Origin of the sequence: Staphylococcus nepalensis, assembly GCF_014635045.1 — a bacterium.
GTDB classification, from domain to species: Bacteria; Bacillota; Bacilli; order Staphylococcales; family Staphylococcaceae; genus Staphylococcus; species Staphylococcus nepalensis.
The window spans coordinates 64,728-81,015 of record NZ_BMCF01000003.1; the positions used below are offsets into that span (position 1 = coordinate 64,728).

General features: G+C 34.0%; 14 protein-coding genes. 13 read left to right on the forward strand and 1 reads right to left on the reverse strand.

The features are described from left to right. Positions 1-64: 64 nt before the first annotated feature. From mnmE to IEU88_RS05975, 13 genes are all read left to right on the forward strand, one after another. On the forward strand, positions 65-1,444 hold the full coding sequence (gene mnmE / locus IEU88_RS05915) for a tRNA uridine-5-carboxymethylaminomethyl(34) synthesis GTPase MnmE (protein ID WP_096823969.1): 1,380 nt from the start codon (positions 65-67) through the stop codon (positions 1,442-1,444). Between the two features lie 15 nt (positions 1,445-1,459). Then, entirely contained in the window at positions 1,460-3,337 is a 1,878-nt protein-coding gene (mnmG, locus tag IEU88_RS05920) for a tRNA uridine-5-carboxymethylaminomethyl(34) synthesis enzyme MnmG (protein WP_096811181.1), read from the forward strand. Position 3,338: 1 nt separating this feature from the next. Continuing rightward, positions 3,339-4,064 (forward strand): 16S rRNA (guanine(527)-N(7))-methyltransferase RsmG, encoded by a 726-nt coding sequence (gene rsmG, locus IEU88_RS05925; RefSeq protein WP_096811180.1) that lies wholly within the window; start codon positions 3,339-3,341, stop codon positions 4,062-4,064. A 35-nt stretch (positions 4,065-4,099) separates the two neighbouring features. Beyond that, positions 4,100-4,939 carry a ParB/RepB/Spo0J family partition protein gene (locus IEU88_RS05930; protein ID WP_096811179.1) on the forward strand — a complete coding sequence of 280 codons (840 nt, stop codon included), beginning with the start codon at positions 4,100-4,102 and terminating at the stop codon, positions 4,937-4,939. Positions 4,940-5,184: 245 nt separating this feature from the next. After that, positions 5,185-6,639, forward strand: a complete 1,455-nt coding sequence (locus IEU88_RS05935) for a carbon starvation CstA family protein (RefSeq protein ID WP_103373359.1) — start codon at positions 5,185-5,187, stop codon at positions 6,637-6,639. A 274-nt stretch (positions 6,640-6,913) separates the two neighbouring features. Next, positions 6,914-7,483 carry a helix-turn-helix transcriptional regulator gene (locus tag IEU88_RS05940; protein WP_103373358.1) on the forward strand — a complete coding sequence of 190 codons (570 nt, stop codon included), beginning with the start codon at positions 6,914-6,916 and terminating at the stop codon, positions 7,481-7,483. Positions 7,484-7,745: 262 nt separating this feature from the next. Next, the gene (gene glpT, locus IEU88_RS05945; RefSeq protein ID WP_096811177.1) at positions 7,746-9,104 is read left to right on the forward strand and encodes a glycerol-3-phosphate transporter; all 1,359 of its coding nucleotides are present in this window, start codon (positions 7,746-7,748) and stop codon (positions 9,102-9,104) included. 268 nt (positions 9,105-9,372) lie between these two features. Next, complete coding sequence (locus IEU88_RS05950; RefSeq protein ID WP_096811176.1) at positions 9,373-10,353, forward strand: tripartite tricarboxylate transporter substrate binding protein; 981 nt, start codon at positions 9,373-9,375, stop codon at positions 10,351-10,353. A 13-nt stretch (positions 10,354-10,366) separates the two neighbouring features. Then, positions 10,367-10,810, forward strand: a complete 444-nt coding sequence (locus tag IEU88_RS05955; protein ID WP_096811175.1) for a tripartite tricarboxylate transporter TctB family protein — start codon at positions 10,367-10,369, stop codon at positions 10,808-10,810. 12 nt (positions 10,811-10,822) lie between these two features. Continuing rightward, complete coding sequence (locus IEU88_RS05960) at positions 10,823-12,322, forward strand: tripartite tricarboxylate transporter permease (protein WP_174221774.1); 1,500 nt, start codon at positions 10,823-10,825, stop codon at positions 12,320-12,322. Positions 12,323-12,630: 308 nt separating this feature from the next. Further along, positions 12,631-13,305, forward strand: a complete 675-nt coding sequence (locus IEU88_RS05965; RefSeq protein WP_103373380.1) for an MgtC/SapB family protein — start codon at positions 12,631-12,633, stop codon at positions 13,303-13,305. Positions 13,306-13,570: 265 nt separating this feature from the next. Continuing rightward, positions 13,571-14,002, forward strand: a complete 432-nt coding sequence (locus IEU88_RS05970) for a universal stress protein (RefSeq protein WP_096811173.1) — start codon at positions 13,571-13,573, stop codon at positions 14,000-14,002. Between the two features lie 321 nt (positions 14,003-14,323). Continuing rightward, positions 14,324-15,919 carry a BCCT family transporter gene (locus IEU88_RS05975; protein WP_103373587.1) on the forward strand — a complete coding sequence of 532 codons (1,596 nt, stop codon included), beginning with the start codon at positions 14,324-14,326 and terminating at the stop codon, positions 15,917-15,919. Between the two features lie 215 nt (positions 15,920-16,134). On the opposite strand, the gene IEU88_RS05980 is transcribed toward IEU88_RS05975, so the two are convergent. Next, positions 16,135-16,284, reverse strand: coding sequence for a FeoB-associated Cys-rich membrane protein (locus IEU88_RS05980; RefSeq protein WP_103373588.1), 150 nt, complete (start codon positions 16,282-16,284; stop codon positions 16,135-16,137). Positions 16,285-16,288: the final 4 nt, after the last annotated feature.

Sequence of the window (16,288 nt, forward strand, 5' to 3'; positions counted from 1 at the left end):
TAGCTTAAAACTATTTACAATATTATAATGATAAATTTTAGAATAAAAGGAGGCGAGATGGATGATGGATTTAGATACGATAACGAGTATATCCACACCTATGGGCGAAGGTGCAATTGGTATTGTACGTTTATCAGGTGTTGATGCCGTAAGTATTGCAGATAAATTATATAAAGGAAAGGAATCATTAGATTGTGTGCCGTCTCATACAATTAATTACGGGCACGTCGTTGATCCTGAGACAAATGAAGTTGTCGAAGAGGTTATGGTTTCAGTTTTACGTGCACCAAAGACTTTTACTAGAGAAGACATCGTTGAAATTAACTGCCACGGCGGTATTTTAACAATCAATAGAATTTTAGAGCTAACAATGACACACGGAGCACGAATGGCTGATCCTGGTGAATATACAAAACGTGCATTCTTAAATGGACGTATCGATTTATCTCAAGCTGAAGCAGTGATGGATTTTATTCGTTCTAAAACCGATCGTGCATCTAAAGTTGCAATGAATCAAATTGAAGGTCGTTTAAGTGATATGATTAAACGACAGCGACAGTCCATTCTCGAGATCCTTGCGCAAGTCGAAGTTAATATAGATTATCCTGAATACGATGATGTGGAAGATGCCACAACTGAAGTTTTATTAGAAAAATCAAACCAAATCAAAACAGAAATTAATAAACTATTAGATACAGGCACACAAGGGAAAATTATGAGGGAAGGCTTAGCTACTGTCATAGTTGGTAAACCAAATGTTGGCAAATCGTCAATGTTAAATAACCTTATCCAAGACAATAAGGCAATTGTTACAGAAGTGCCTGGTACTACAAGGGATACATTAGAAGAGTACGTGAATGTTCGCGGTGTGCCATTAAGACTAGTAGATACAGCGGGCATACGTGAAACAGAGGACATTGTTGAACGTATAGGCGTAGAACGTTCTCGTAAAGCACTAAGTGAAGCAGATTTAATTTTATTCGTTTTAAATTATAACGAGTCTTTAACAGAAGAAGATCGTAAATTGTATGAAGTCATTAAAAATGAAGATGCAATCGTTATAATTAATAAGATGGATTTAGATAAGCAATTAGATATTTCAGAAGTTGAGTCAATGGTTGGCGACATGCCGATTATCCAAACGTCTATGCTAAAACAAGAAGGCATTGATCAGTTAGAGACTCAGATTAGAGATTTATTCTTTGGTGGAGACGTCCAAAATCAAGATATGACATATGTTTCTAACTCAAGACACATCTCATTATTAAAACAAGCAAGAAACTCTATTCAAGATGCAATAGATGCTGCTGAAGCAGGTGTGCCAATGGATATGGTTCAAATAGATTTGACGCGAACTTGGGAAATTTTAGGTGAAATTATTGGAGAATCCGCAAGCGAAGAATTGATTAACCAATTATTTAGTCAATTCTGTCTCGGAAAATAAAAGGGAGGAAAAAATATGGCTCAAGAATATGACGTAGTAGTAATAGGAGCCGGACATGCTGGTATTGAAGCAGGGCTCGCTTCAGCACGACGTGGCGCTAAAACATTAATGCTGACAATTAATTTAGATAACATTGCATTTATGCCATGTAACCCATCAGTAGGTGGGCCGGCAAAAGGAATTGTAGTACGTGAGATAGATGCTTTGGGTGGTCAAATGGCGAAAACAATCGACAAGACGCATATCCAAATGCGTATGCTCAATACTGGTAAAGGACCAGCAGTAAGAGCGCTTCGTGCACAAGCAGATAAAACGTTATACCAACAAGAAATGAAAAAAGTAATTGAAGATGAAGAAAATCTTGATATCATGCAAGGCATGGTGGATGACTTAATTATAGAAGACGAAATAATCAAAGGCGTACGTACGAATATTGGTACAGAATATTGGGCAGATGCAGTTGTTATTACAACTGGTACGTTTTTACGTGGTGAAATTATATTAGGTAATATGAAATATTCAAGTGGTCCAAACCATCAATTACCGTCTATTTCGCTTGCTGATAATTTAAGAAATCTTGGATTTGAAGTAGTGAGATTTAAAACAGGTACGCCACCACGTGTTAACGCGAAGACCATCGATTATTCAAAAACAGAAATACAACCAGGTGACGATGTAGGTAGAGCATTCAGCTTTGAAACGACTGAATATATTCTAGATCAGCTACCATGTTGGTTAACATATACAAACGGTAATACACACCAAGTCATAGATGATAACTTACATTTATCTGCTATGTATTCTGGAATGATCAAAGGTACTGGCCCTAGATATTGTCCTTCCATCGAAGATAAATTTGTAAGATTCAATGACAAACCAAGACATCAACTTTTCTTAGAACCAGAAGGTAGAAATACAAATGAAGTTTATGTACAAGGTTTATCAACGAGTCTTCCAGAACACGTCCAACGCCAAATGTTAGAAACAATTCCTGGCTTAGAAAAAGCAGATATGATGCGTGCAGGCTATGCTATCGAATACGATGCACTTGTGCCAACCCAGTTATGGCCAACATTAGAAACTAAAAAAATTAAAAATTTATATACAGCAGGGCAAATTAATGGTACTTCAGGTTATGAAGAAGCGGCAGGCCAAGGTATTATGGCTGGAATTAATGCAGCTTCTAGAGTATTAGGAGAAGAAGAAGTTATTTTAAGCCGTTCAGATGCTTATATTGGTGTTTTAATTGATGACCTTATTACTAAAGGTACAAATGAACCTTATCGTCTATTAACATCCCGTGCTGAATATCGCTTATTATTAAGACATGACAATGCAGACTTACGTTTAACAGATTTAGGTCATAAACTTGGCATGATTTCTGAAGAACGCTATGCAAGTTTTAATAAAAAACGCCAAATGATTAAAGACGAACAAGCACGCTTGAATGGAATTAGAATTAAACCTCACGAACGTGTACAAGAAATTATTGAAGCACAAGGCGGATCACGTTTGAAAGATGGTATATTAGCCTTAGAATTATTACGTCGACCTGAAATGACTTATGACTTAATTCTAGAAATTTTAGAAGAAGCACATCAATTACCTGATGATGTAGAAGAACAAGTTGAAATTCAAACGAAATATGAAGGCTATATCAATAAATCATTACAACAAGTTGAAAAAGTAAAACGTATGGAAGAAAAGAAAATACCAGAAGACTTAGATTACAGTAAAGTTGAAAGTTTAGCGACTGAAGCACGAGAAAAATTAGCGGAAGTTAAACCGTTAAATATTGCTCAAGCGTCTCGTATTTCTGGTGTAAACCCAGCAGATATTTCAATCTTATTAGTATTTTTAGAACAAGGTAAAATTCAAAGGGTGGAAAGTTAAGATGAGTGTAGAATGGTTAACTGAGCGACTCAGCACACAAGGTATAGCACTTACAAAGAAACAACAACAACAATTTCAAACGTATTACCAAATGCTCGTTGAATGGAACGAAAAGATGAATTTAACTAGTATTACTGAAGAACATGAAGTGTATTTGAAACATTTTTACGATTCAATTGCGCTGAGTTTTTATACGGACTTGAGACAAGCATTAACAATTTGTGACATTGGTGCTGGTGCTGGTTTTCCAAGCATTCCATTAAAAATAATTTATCCTCATTTAAAAGTTACAATTGTAGATTCATTAAACAAGCGAATACATTTTTTAAATCAATTAGCAGATGCATTAGATTTGGAAAATGTGAGCTTCGTACATGATCGCGCAGAAATTTACGGAAAGGGAGACTACAGGGCGTCTTATGATATCGTAACTGCGCGCGCAGTTGCTAGACTTTCCGTATTAAGTGAGTTATGTTTACCGCTAGTTAAAAAGGGTGGACAATTCATTGCTTTAAAATCAGCTAAAGGCGAAGAAGAATTAGAAGAAGCGCGTTTTGGTATAGGAGTCCTCGGAGGTAAAGTTCAGGATGTCATTTCATATGAATTACCGGAAGACGCTGGTGAGAGGCAAATGATAAAAATAGGTAAACGAAGTGAGACACCTAAAAAATATCCTAGAAAGCCAGGAACGCCCAATAAGTCTCCGTTACTTGAAAAAGAAAAGTAATTCAATACAACTAATTTAGAGGGAGCGCATAGACTATGAAGAAACCTTTTTCTAAATTATTTGGTTTAAAAAATAAAGATGACATTGTTGGTTATATTGAAGAGGATCATAATAATGGTGTTGAATCTATTCATACTGAACGTATTGTGCCCAATCGTTACCAACCAAGACAAGTATTTGAGCCAAATAAGATTAAAGAACTCGCAGAATCTATAGATGAGCATGGATTGTTACAACCGATTGTAGTACGTCCTATAGAAGAGGGCATGTTTGAAATCATTGCAGGAGAGCGTAGATTCAGAGCTTTACAATCGTTAAACAAAACGCATGCAGACGTTATCATAAGAGACTTAGGTGACGAAGAAACAGCAGTTGTCGCATTAATAGAAAATATCCAACGTGAGAATTTATCTGTCGTTGAAGAAGCAGAAGCTTACAAAAAACTTTTAGAACTTGGAGAAACGACACAAAGCGAATTAGCTAAAAGTGTAGGTAAAAGTCAAAGTTTTATAGCAAACAAATTGCGATTGCTAAAATTAGCGCCTAAGGTCATTGAACGTTTACGTGAAGGTAAAGTTACGGAGCGTCATGCGCGTGCAATGTTGAGTTTGTCAGATACTGAACAAGAAGCTTTAGTTGAAACGATTATTAGTCAGAAATTAAATGTGAAACAAACTGAAGCTAGAGTAAAACAAAAAGTGGGCCCTGAAAAAGTGAAAGCACAAAGATTCGCATTTGAAAAAGATCTTACTGATGCACGTGAAGCTGTAGGCAAAAGCTTAGAAGAAATAGAAAAAAGCGGCGTGAAGTACGAGCATCAAGCGAAAGACCACGATGACTATTATGAAATAAAAATCAAACTATATAAAAGGTAGTATTTAGCGTTTACGCATATATCTATTGCCTCACAAAGTACAACACCGTTTAAAGGTCAGAACGGCGTTGTACTTTTTTATTATCATTTTTCATACTATTGAGTTTAAGTTATTTAGAAAAAGATATGTAACACTATTTTATAAAAACAAAAAGCCTATAAAATTCTTTAAGTAGCATTGTAGAAAAGCAAAATATGTGATTAAATTAAGAAAACGCTTACATATATATAAAGGGGGACTATAATATGATTACGTTTATTGTATCTATTATTTTATTAGTTATAGGTTATTTCACCTATGGGAAATATATCGATAAAATGTTTGGAACTAAAGAAGAAAGACCAACACCAGCTTATCATCAACGCGATAATGTTGATTACTTGCCTATGAAAACATCATCCAACTCATTGATCCAATTGCTGAATATTGCAGGAGTAGGGCCTATATTCGGACCAATCATGGGGGCGCTATATGGACCCGTGGCATTTATTTGGATTGTTGTAGGCTGTATATTTGCGGGAGCAGTACATGATTATCTGACTGGAATGATTTCAATTAGAAACAAAGGGGCACACTTACCTGAACTGGCCGGGAAGTTTTTAGGTCAAGTCATGAAACACTTTGTCAATATCTTCTCTATTTTATTATTACTACTTACGGGTACTGTTTTTGTAACAAGTCCAGCACTGTTATTACATAATTTATTAGATGGACGAATTGCATTAGGTATTATTATCTTTGTTATTTTTGTTTATTATATTTTATCTACGGTTTTACCTATAGATAAAATCATTGGACGCGTTTATCCAATTTTCGGCGCATTGTTATTAATTAGTGCAGTAGGTATAGGATTCCGTCTTATTCAAACAGGTGCACCGATACCTGAAATTAACCTGAAAAATATGCATCCAGATGGCGCGCCAATCTTTCCATTGCTCTTCTTTACGATTACTTGTGGTGCTTTATCTGGTTTCCATGCTACACAAACGCCTATTATCTCAAGAACGACAAATAAAGAGAAAAATGGGCGTTTTATTTTCTATGGTATGATGATTGCTGAAGGTATTATAGCGATGATTTGGGCAGCAGCAGGTATGAGTTTATTTAATGGTTATAATGGCTTGAACGAGGTCTTAGCTCGTGGTGAAGCGGCGCTTGTTGTCAGCGAAGCCTCACATCTTCTATTAGGTTCTGTATTTGGTACGATCGCAGTACTAGGCGTTATTATTTTACCAATCACAAGCGGTGACACATCCTTCCGTAGTGCGCGTATGATTATTGCTGATTATTTAAATTATGGCCAACGTAGTATGTTAAAACGTGTAATAGTAGCCATACCTTTATTTATTGTGAGCTTTGGTTTAACTCAAGTAGACTTTACAGTACTTTGGCGCTATTTCTCATGGGCAAACCAAACAACAGCGGTAGTTGCTTTATGGGTAGGCGCGATGTATTTACTCATTGCGAAAAAGAATTTTTGGGTCGCAGCTATTCCTGCTGTATTTATGACTTGGAATATTTTCACGTACATTTTAAGTCAGAAAATTGGATTGGGGCTGGATCTTAATTTAAGTTATTTCATAGCATTTGGTTTAACAATATTGTGGATTGGTTATTTTGCTTATCAATATAAAAAATTAACTGCAGGCGCTACATTTGAATTAGACCATCCGATTCAATACCAACAACAAACAGTATAAAATATTGAATTTTAAATTATAATCATAATTATATCTGAAATGTGCGATAGCATGATACGAGCAATCTAATCCATTTTTGGAGTGGTATACGCGATTAAATGAATTGTTTTAATTGCTATCCTACTCCTTTTGTGTATGTCTAAGGTGAGTCTTAAAATGCTGCTATATCAATGTATCAAAGGGTTTTGTCACTATAAAAAGTGCGCATGTTGAAAGATTTTGATAGTCTAAAATAAAGTACCATTATACTCTCTATATTGAAGGAGCTAAACAAATGAACCTAGGCCATCAAATTAAGTATTTCAGACAACGTGATCATTTATCACAAGAAGATTTAGCTGAAAAATTATATGTTTCACGTCAAACAATTTCTAATTGGGAAAATGATAAAAGCTATCCTGATGTACATAACTTATTAATGCTTAGTTCTTTGTTTCAAGTTTCTTTAGATGACTTAGTCAAAGGAGACGTGGAGATTATGGAACAAAAATTAAAACAAGCTAAATTTAACGTATGGGCACATTTAATGACATGGCCTATGCTGTTAGTAGCCATTTTAGCAGGCCCAGTTATTTTATATTCGAATCTTTTAGGCGTAGTGGTTGAAATTTCACTTATAGCACTTAGTATGATTGCAGCATTTAAAGTTGATTCGTTAAAAAAATCATATCAAATTCAAACATATGATAGAGTTGTGGCATTTATGAAAGGAAACGACCCTAACGAAGTGCATAGTAGCAAATTACGGAATACTTTAACATTTATTTATAGTTTTGTACTTTATGTAGGTTCGTTTATTATCATTATGCTGCTCAGTATATACATAGTTGGTTTACTCTATTAAGTTATGATTAAGACGCCTTATAATATGAACTGTACGTTTATTATAAGGTGTTTTTATTTAATATTTGGCTATGACATCTACAAAAGATAACTATTCTATCAGTAGTATACATATTAAATTAGTAATAAATTTTTTCTAGGAGAAGAATTTTAAAATATGAAACTTAGTATTGCTTTACCTATCAAGAGTGATTAATATAAAGTTAATAAATTATTAATAAAATATTAGAAGAAATGATTAAAAATGAGATAGGAGTGATTGTATGTTTAACTTTTTAAAACCAGCAAAACATGTTGATCCATTGCCATCTGAGCAAGTAGATGATACCTATAAAAAACTTCGTTTACAAGTCTTCTTAGGTATTTTTATCGGCTATGCGGGTTATTATTTATTGAGAAAAAACTTTTCACTAGCGATGCCTTCATTAATTGAGGACGGGTTTAGCAAAGGAGAACTTGGTATCGCACTTTCAGCGATTTCGATAGCCTATGGTTTTAGTAAATTTGTTATGGGAACTGTAAGTGATCGAAGTAATGCGCGTATCTTTTTAACGTTAGGCTTGATACTTACAGCAATAGTAAACTTATTATTAGGGTTTGTCCCATTTTTCACTTCTAGTATAACAATCATGTTTATCATGCTATTTTTAAATGGATGGTTTCAAGGTATGGGATGGCCACCCTCTGGGCGTATACTTGTACATTGGTATAGTGTAAGCGAACGTGGTAGCAAAACATCTATTTGGAACGTGGCACACAATGTGGGCGGAGGTCTTATGGCGCCCATCGCAACTTGGGGTATCTCTATGACAGCAATGTATAATTTTGGTTATTTAAAAGGCTTTGAAGGCGTGTTTATTTATCCAGCATTGCTTGCTATCGTTATCGCAATTATTTCGTATTGTTTAATTCGAGATACACCTCAATCACAAGGTTTACCACCGATTGAACAATATAATAACGACTATTCAACATCTTCACGTGAAACGCTTGAAACAGAATTAACAACAAAAGAGATATTATTTAAATATGTATTAAATAATAAATGGGTGTGGGCCATTGCCTTTGCTAATATCTTTGTATATTTTGTACGTTATGGCGTGTTAGACTGGGCGCCTACTTATTTAAGCGAAGAGAAACAATTCAATTTGAATGAATCTGGTTGGGCTTATTTCTTATATGAATGGGCGGGTATACCAGGAACACTACTGTGCGGTTACCTTTCAGATAAAATATTTAAAGGTCGTCGTGGACCTGCGGGATTCTTCTTTATGTTAGGGGTAACGATCTTCGTACTTATATATTGGTTAAACCCTCCAGGTCATGCTTGGCTCGACAACTTGTCTCTCATTGCAATAGGCTTTTTAATCTATGGTCCAGTGATGTTGATAGGTTTACAAGCATTAGATTATGTACCTAAAAAAGCGGCTGGGACTGCTGCAGGATTAACAGGATTGTTTGGTTATTTATTCGGTGCAGTGATGGCTAATATAGTTTTAGGTTTTGTCGTGCAACATTTTGGTTGGGATTTTGGGTTTGTCTTGTTAACAGGTATTAGTATTCTAGCAATGCTCAGCTTTATCCTAACTTGGAATAAACGTGGGCAAGAACAATTACATTAAGGTTGGAACGATTTATAAAAATTTGAATATCTGCTTAATATTTAGATTATAAATTAAAATGCATTATGGTATGAATAATATAAAAAACTTTTACATTTAAAAAATATCGAAAGGGGCGTAATAGTAATCAATGTTTATTAGTTGATTTCTATCTCGCCCTTTTTTGTATATAAAATAAAAAAATTATATAAGTTTCTATTTAACTTATTAGAATTTTCTGATAATATAAATAACATATGTAATCGCTTTCAGATAAAGGGGGATTTTTATGAAAAAGTGGGGGATATTCATAATCGCACTGTTAATCACGCTTTCTGCTTGTGGAAAGCAGAAAGAATCAAGTGCTGAAAAAGAACAATTTCCTAACGAAACAGTAGAAATTGTTGCACCAGCTTCTCCAGGTGGGGGATGGGATACAACTGCACGTGCTGTTCAAAAAATTATGATTGATAATGACTTAACTGAACAAAATATTAATGTGATTAACAAACCAGGTGGCGGTGGCGAAGTCGGCTGGCAGTACTTAAAATCACGCTCACCTAATACGATTTCAATTAACTCAAGTTTATTGTTATCAAATAAAGAGTTGGGGCTTAGTGATTTAGGTACAGAAGATTTTACACCAATCGCTATTTTAGCAACAGAATGGATAAGTTTAACCGCTTCTAACCAATCTAACTTAGATTCTGGTAAAGAAGTGATGGAAAAGCTTAAAAAAGATCCTAAATCATTAACGATTGGTGTTGCACCTGGATTAGGTAATAACGATCACTTAGCATTTGTCCAAGCGGCTAAAGCGTATGGTGTTGACGTTGATAAACTTGACTTTTTAGTTTATAAAAGTGGCGGTGATTTACAGACTGCATTATTAGGTGGTCATGTTGACGTTGCTTCAACTGCTGTATCAGAAGTTAAAGAACAGCATCAGACTGGTAAATTGAAAATGTTAGCTGTTACGTCAGATAAACCAGTTAAAGGCATTGAAGATGTACCAACATGGAAAGATCAAGGCATAGATGTTGTATTCCCGCATTGGCGTGGTGTGATGGGTCCTAAAGATATGACACCTGCTGAACGCAAGTACTGGGATGAAACGATGAAGAAAGTCGTTAAGTCAGATAGTTGGCAAGAAATAAGAAAAAATAATGATTGGGAAAATTTTTATAAAGATAGTGAAGAAAGTGAAAAATTCTTAAAATCACAACAAAAGAAATATAAACAACTTGTTAAAGACTCAGGTTTAAAATAAGGGGGGAGAAAGGATGTCACGACTTGTATTTCCAGTATTATTAATTATATTTGGCATCGTTTATATCACGTTGACATTAAATTTACAGAAATCAAATATTGGTGATCCTAATAGTCCAATGTATTTTCCAATGCTTTTAGGTATATTGCTGACGGTGATGAGTTGCATCTATTTTATTCAAGAATATAGAAAAAGGCATTTAACGTTTAAAGCTTTTTCTCAACTATTCGAAAAAGCGACGTTTATTCGTATTATCTTAACGATTATTTTAGCAGTTATATATGCTTTTATATTTGAACGCTTAGGTTTCCTAGTTTCAACGGTTCTCTTTTTAGGCGCTATTATGTTTTTAATCAACGGATATCAAAGATGGCTGCAAAATATTTTAGTGACAGTGATTTTTTCTGGTATTGCATGGTACACATTTTCACAATTATTAGACGTAAGTCTACCATAAGGGGGTAAATAAATGGGGATAGATATCAATAGTTTTATAGATGGATTGTCAACCGCATTACATCCAATGAACCTTCTCTGGGTTTTGATTGGGGGATTTTTAGGCACTGTAGTTGGTATGTTACCTGGATTAGGGCCTGCGACAGCAGTAGCAGTGTTAATACCTGTGACCTTTGGTATGGAACCAGTCAGCGCATTGATTTTAATGGTTTCGATATACTATGGCGCAATGTATGGAGGTTCAAGAAGTTCGATCTTGTTAAATACGCCTGGTGATGGATCAGCAATCGCTGCCACATTTGATGGGTATCCAATGACTAAGAAAGGCGAAGCGGGTAAAGCGCTAACAATCTCAGCCATTGCTTCTTTATTCGGTGGCATTATTGCTGTTATTGGATTTATTATTTTAGCCAAACCGTTGTCTGAATTTGCGTTAAAATTTGGTCCACAAGAATATTTCTTATTATTCTTATTTACGCTTTCCGCTATTGTCACTTTATCTCTAGGGAAAATGGTTAAAGGCTTTATTGCTATGAGTATTGGTTTAATTATTAGTACCGTAGGCGTAGATTTACAAACAAGTATATACAGGTTTACATTCGATTTACCACATTTAAGTGAAGGTATCAACTTTTTAGTAGTTATTATTGGTGTATATGCAGTAGCTGAAGTGCTGTTTAATTATTTAAACTTAGATACATTAAAACCACCTAAAGCTGATTTAGGTTCTATGAAATTAACTAAAAAAGATTGGAAAATGACACGCGGGGCTATGCTTAGACAAAGCCCAGTAGGCTTTTTAATTGGTGTATTACCAGGCGCGGGTGGTTCAATTGCAGCTATGTTAAGTTACTCTACTGAGAAGCAAATATCAAAAAATGGAAAAAAGTTTGGTAAAGGACAAATTGAAGGCGTAGCCGCACCTGAAGCGTCGAATAACGCAGCATCTGTAGGCGCTTTAATACCGTTATTAACAATGGGTGTTCCCGGTTCAGGTACAACAGCGGTTATCTTAGGTGCAGTAGTTATGTTAGGGTTACAGCCAGGTCCCTTACTGTTTGAAAATGAACCAGAGACGATTTGGACTTTAGTAAATAGTATGTTTATTGGTAACATTTTTTTAGTTATTTTAAATATCGCGTTAATTGGGTTATTGTTAAAAATTTTACGTACGCCACCAAAAGTATTATATCCGCTTATTATGGTGCTCGCATTTATCGGTACATATACATTAGGCTATAGCGTGACAGATTTATATATTTTAGTTATTTTTGGCATTTTAGGATTGATAATGAAATTGTTAGCATTTCCTATGGCGCCGTTAATTTTAGCAGCTATTGTTGGTTCGGATATGGAACAAAACTTCCGTAAAAGTTTAATCGTTAGTAATAATAATGTAGGTGATATATTTATTGGTTCGCCAATATGTATTATATTAACATTAATGACCCTACTTGCTTTGTTTTATCCGTTAATATTAAAAGGTGTCAAACGTTTGAAAATAAAAAATTAATACTGTTAAGCGTAGCATAGGATAGAAATGGTCCTTTTCAATATATTTCATATCCTTACTTTAGCAAGATTAGCTAAAGTAAAAGCATACGAGAATTGAAATGCTTTATAGATAATCAGAGACCTAACCGGGTCTCTTTTTTTGTTTTTTAAGGGTTTGATTAACAATTTAATTGTCTTAAATGATTTAGATGATGTAAATAAGGTTAATAAGTATGTAAATGGAAGAAGTGATAATTACTGGAGAGATAGTTTGAATCACTTTGCGAATCCTCGTCAGCGTGGGTGTTTTATAAGAGAAGGGATATTATGTTATTTCAATTAGATTTATTTTTGAGAATTTTCTTGTCTGTTATTTGTGGTTCAATCATCGGGTACGAACGTGCGCAAAGGTTAAAAGCAGCTGGCATAAGAACGCATATCTTAGTTGCAGCGGCGTCAGCGCTTTTTATAATAATTTCTAAATATGGTTTTAATGATATTTTAAATGCACATGATATTATTTTAGATCCTTCAAGAATTGCAGCACAAGTAGTAAGTGGTATCAGTTTTATAGGTGCAGGTACGATATTAATTAAAAATCAAAGTATCGATGGTTTAACAACTGCGGCTGGATTATGGATAACTTCAGGCGTAGGTATGGCTTTAGGTGCAGGACTTTATTTTATTGGTGTGATAACGACAATATTAATCATAATGATTCAATACTTTTTAAGAAAAAATCACTTATACCAAATGTTTATCAAAAAAGAAACGATTCGTTTTTATATCAAAGCAAATTACTCAAACCATGTTAAACAAGATATTGACAATATACTAAAACAACATGATGTATCAGACATTACTTTTAGTATTAACCGCATTGAACAAGGTACAATATATTTAAATGTTACTGGAAAAGCAATTTCAAAAAAATACAATAGTAATCTATTTATTGAAACATTATTCAAACTAACAGATATTAGTGCGGTCATTAAGCAATGAGTCGATAAAGCAATATATTTCAATAATAATGGTTATTTAATGAATAATTTATATAAAAAGGTGGTAATTAAATAATAAGGATATACTACTAATTTCTATAATAAATATAGCGCATTGGCTAGTTTAATTTATTAAGTAGATAGTTACGTGATTAAAGCGTAATTTAATTTATTAGTAAATGAGTATTGTGGCACCAAAAAATACTTTAACGACAAAACTGATTCATATTGTTTTGATTTCGTTAACTTAAGAAAGGTGATTTATTATGTATAAAAATATTTTACTACCGTACTCTTTTGAGAACGATTTTGATAACATTCCAGAGAATTTAGCTAAATTAGTTGAGGAAACATCTACTGTAGTCATTCATAACGTGATGACTGAAAATGATTTATTAGCAAGTGTACGATATGAAAATAAACATAAAGAAGACATTATAAAAGAAAGAGAAGAAGCACTTGCTCCATTTCTTGAAAAACTAAAAGCATTAGGTATTAATTATAAAGTGGCCATCGAATTTGGCCCTGTCAAAGACACTATTCTTGAGAGAATTCAATTTGGAGATATAGATGTCGGGGAATTTGATTTAGTTGTAATGAGTAACCATCGTGTAAGCATAGATATTAAACATGTACTAGGCGACGTGACGCATAAAGTGGCTAAGAGAAGCCCTATACCAGTGTTAATTGTGAAATAGATTGAATCTGCACAATATAGAATATTAGTAGATGAAATAGCACAAAAAATGACTTTTGATGATGGTTATTTTTAGAGACTAGAGCGTAATCATAGAAATTACGTTACTAGTCTTTTTAATTTTTTAAATTAATTAAAATATCAATGTGTTTTTTTAATAATTATAAAATTTTACAAATTAGGTAGAAACTATTTTTCTTTCAAAACCCCTTTCATGACAGGGTTAATAGACTTTTGTGTTCACAAATTTCCCTTAGTTGCTGTTGTTTTAATACATAAAGTCTGTTATTCTGCTAATGTTCAATTATAAGGGAGGTTACTCATTTTGGAAAATAAACAACATAATGCGAGTGGGAAGAAACTGTCTTCTGTTTTTACTTATAGTATTATTGTTATCGCAATCGTTGTATTATTAGGTGCTATTTTTCCAAATCAGTTTAATGAAATAGGAACAAATATTACTGGTTGGATTACTGAATATTTTGGTTGGTATTATATGGTTATTGTAGCGCTAATGATTTTCTTCTGTGTCTTCTTAATATTTAGCCCAATTGGTAAATTGAAATTGGGTAAACCGGAAGATAAACCAGAATTTAATACAATTTCATGGTTTGCGATGTTATTTAGTGCTGGTATGGGGATAGGTTTAGTATTCTGGGGAGCAGCTGAACCGATCAGTCACTTTGTGTCACCGCCTACTGGTGAACCTCAATCAGCAACTGCTTATAAAGAAGCATTAAGAGGTGCGTTCATGCAATGGGGATTCCACGCATGGGCAGTTTATGGTGTTGTAGCATTAGCACTAGCGTACTTCCAATTTAGAAAAAACGAACCTGCATTAATTTCAAAAACATTGCGTCCAATTTTCGGAAATAAAGTGGATGGCCCACTTGGTACGATTATTGATGTGATTTCTGTCTTTGCTACTATCGGTGGTGTAGCAGTATCTCTAGGTTTAGGGGCAATGCAAATCGCAGGTGGCTTGAACTACTTATTTGGTATACCAAATAATATTGTAACGCAAGGTATTATCATCATTGTCGTGACAATCTTATTCTTAGCTAGTGCGTGGTCAGGCTTAAGTCGCGGCATTCAATATTTAAGTAACGCTAATATTGGTTTTGCAGGCATTATTTTATTATTTATTTTTATCGTAGGACCAACAATTTTAATTTTAAATATGTTAACTAGTTCTACTGGTGAATATTTAAATTCATTACTCTTTAATATGTTTGACACTGCGCCATTAGATCCACAAAAAAATGAATGGATGAAATCTTGGACATTCTTCCAATTAGCATGGTGGATTAGTTGGAGTCCATTCGTTGGTATATTTATTGCACGTGTATCTAAAGGGCGTTCAATTAGAGAATTCGTTTCTGGGGTTATGTTAGCACCAGTACTTGTAAGTTTAGTATGGTTTGCGGCATTTGGTGTTTTAGGTATTGAAACTGCTAAAGACAAACCAAAAATATTTGATATGCCACCAGAAACTGCGCTGTTTGGTGTATTTAATGAAGTACCACTTGGTTTTATCATATCAATTTTAACATTGTTATTAATTGCAACATTCTTTATCACGTCTGCCGATTCAGCGACATTCGTTTTAGGAATGCAAACAACATTTGGTTCATTAAACCCTTCAGCATTTATTAAAGTAATTTGGGGTATTGCACAAGCCTTGATTGCATTTATCTTGCTATTCTCGGGTGGAGATAATGGACTAAATGCACTTCAAAATATGGCGATTATGACAGCCTTGCCGTTCTCAGTCATCATTCTCTGTATGATGGTCAGCTTCTACAGAGATGCGAACAAAGAGCGTAAATTCCTAGGTTTAACACTTTCACCAAACAAACATAGATTAGAGGAATATACGAGAATTGCAGAACAAAGAGCTGAAAATAAAAATGAATAATTGCTATTATAGTTAAACAAAAAAGAGTATCTGGGACATAAATGCCATACTCAAAATAAAAATGCATCTTCATTTAGAATGAAGGTGCATTTTTATATTTAAAAGCTTTTAATTCTGAACCTACATACTTGTGTAGGCACATTATTTTATTTTGTAGTCTTTCACTCATACTATATCTCTTGGATGTCAGAAAAGGAAAGCATCATATTTTAATTTTATAATATTTTCTTTTCTGTACTGCATCTGTTTTTAGATCCACATGAACTCCATTTTCCGTCTTTGGATTTTTTGAAAAAGTGGCATAGTGTGTAACCTGCATAACTAAAGATAGCTAAAAAGATTACCACATTGATAATAACTGACATTTCA

Bases quoted from the DNA above. Each gene is read 5' to 3' on its own strand.
- IEU88_RS05955 (WP_096811175.1), top strand. From the start codon at position 10,367: ATGTCACGACTTGTATTTCCAGTATTATTAATTATATTTGGCATCGTT.
- mnmE (WP_096823969.1), top strand. From the start codon at position 65: ATGGATTTAGATACGATAACGAGTATATCCACACCTATGGGCGAAGGT.
- IEU88_RS05940 (WP_103373358.1), top strand. From the start codon at position 6,914: ATGAACCTAGGCCATCAAATTAAGTATTTCAGACAACGTGATCATTTA.
- rsmG (WP_096811180.1), top strand. From the start codon at position 3,339: ATGAGTGTAGAATGGTTAACTGAGCGACTCAGCACACAAGGTATAGCA.
- mnmG (WP_096811181.1), top strand. From the start codon at position 1,460: ATGGCTCAAGAATATGACGTAGTAGTAATAGGAGCCGGACATGCTGGT.
- IEU88_RS05935 (WP_103373359.1), top strand. From the start codon at position 5,185: ATGATTACGTTTATTGTATCTATTATTTTATTAGTTATAGGTTATTTC.
- IEU88_RS05950 (WP_096811176.1), top strand. From the start codon at position 9,373: ATGAAAAAGTGGGGGATATTCATAATCGCACTGTTAATCACGCTTTCT.
- glpT (WP_096811177.1), top strand. From the start codon at position 7,746: ATGTTTAACTTTTTAAAACCAGCAAAACATGTTGATCCATTGCCATCT.
- IEU88_RS05965 (WP_103373380.1), top strand. From the start codon at position 12,631: ATGTTATTTCAATTAGATTTATTTTTGAGAATTTTCTTGTCTGTTATT.
- IEU88_RS05930 (WP_096811179.1), top strand. From the start codon at position 4,100: ATGAAGAAACCTTTTTCTAAATTATTTGGTTTAAAAAATAAAGATGAC.
- IEU88_RS05960 (WP_174221774.1), top strand. From the start codon at position 10,823: ATGGGGATAGATATCAATAGTTTTATAGATGGATTGTCAACCGCATTA.
- IEU88_RS05970 (WP_096811173.1), top strand. From the start codon at position 13,571: ATGTATAAAAATATTTTACTACCGTACTCTTTTGAGAACGATTTTGAT.
- IEU88_RS05980 (WP_103373588.1), bottom strand. From the start codon at position 16,284: ATGTCAGTTATTATCAATGTGGTAATCTTTTTAGCTATCTTTAGTTAT.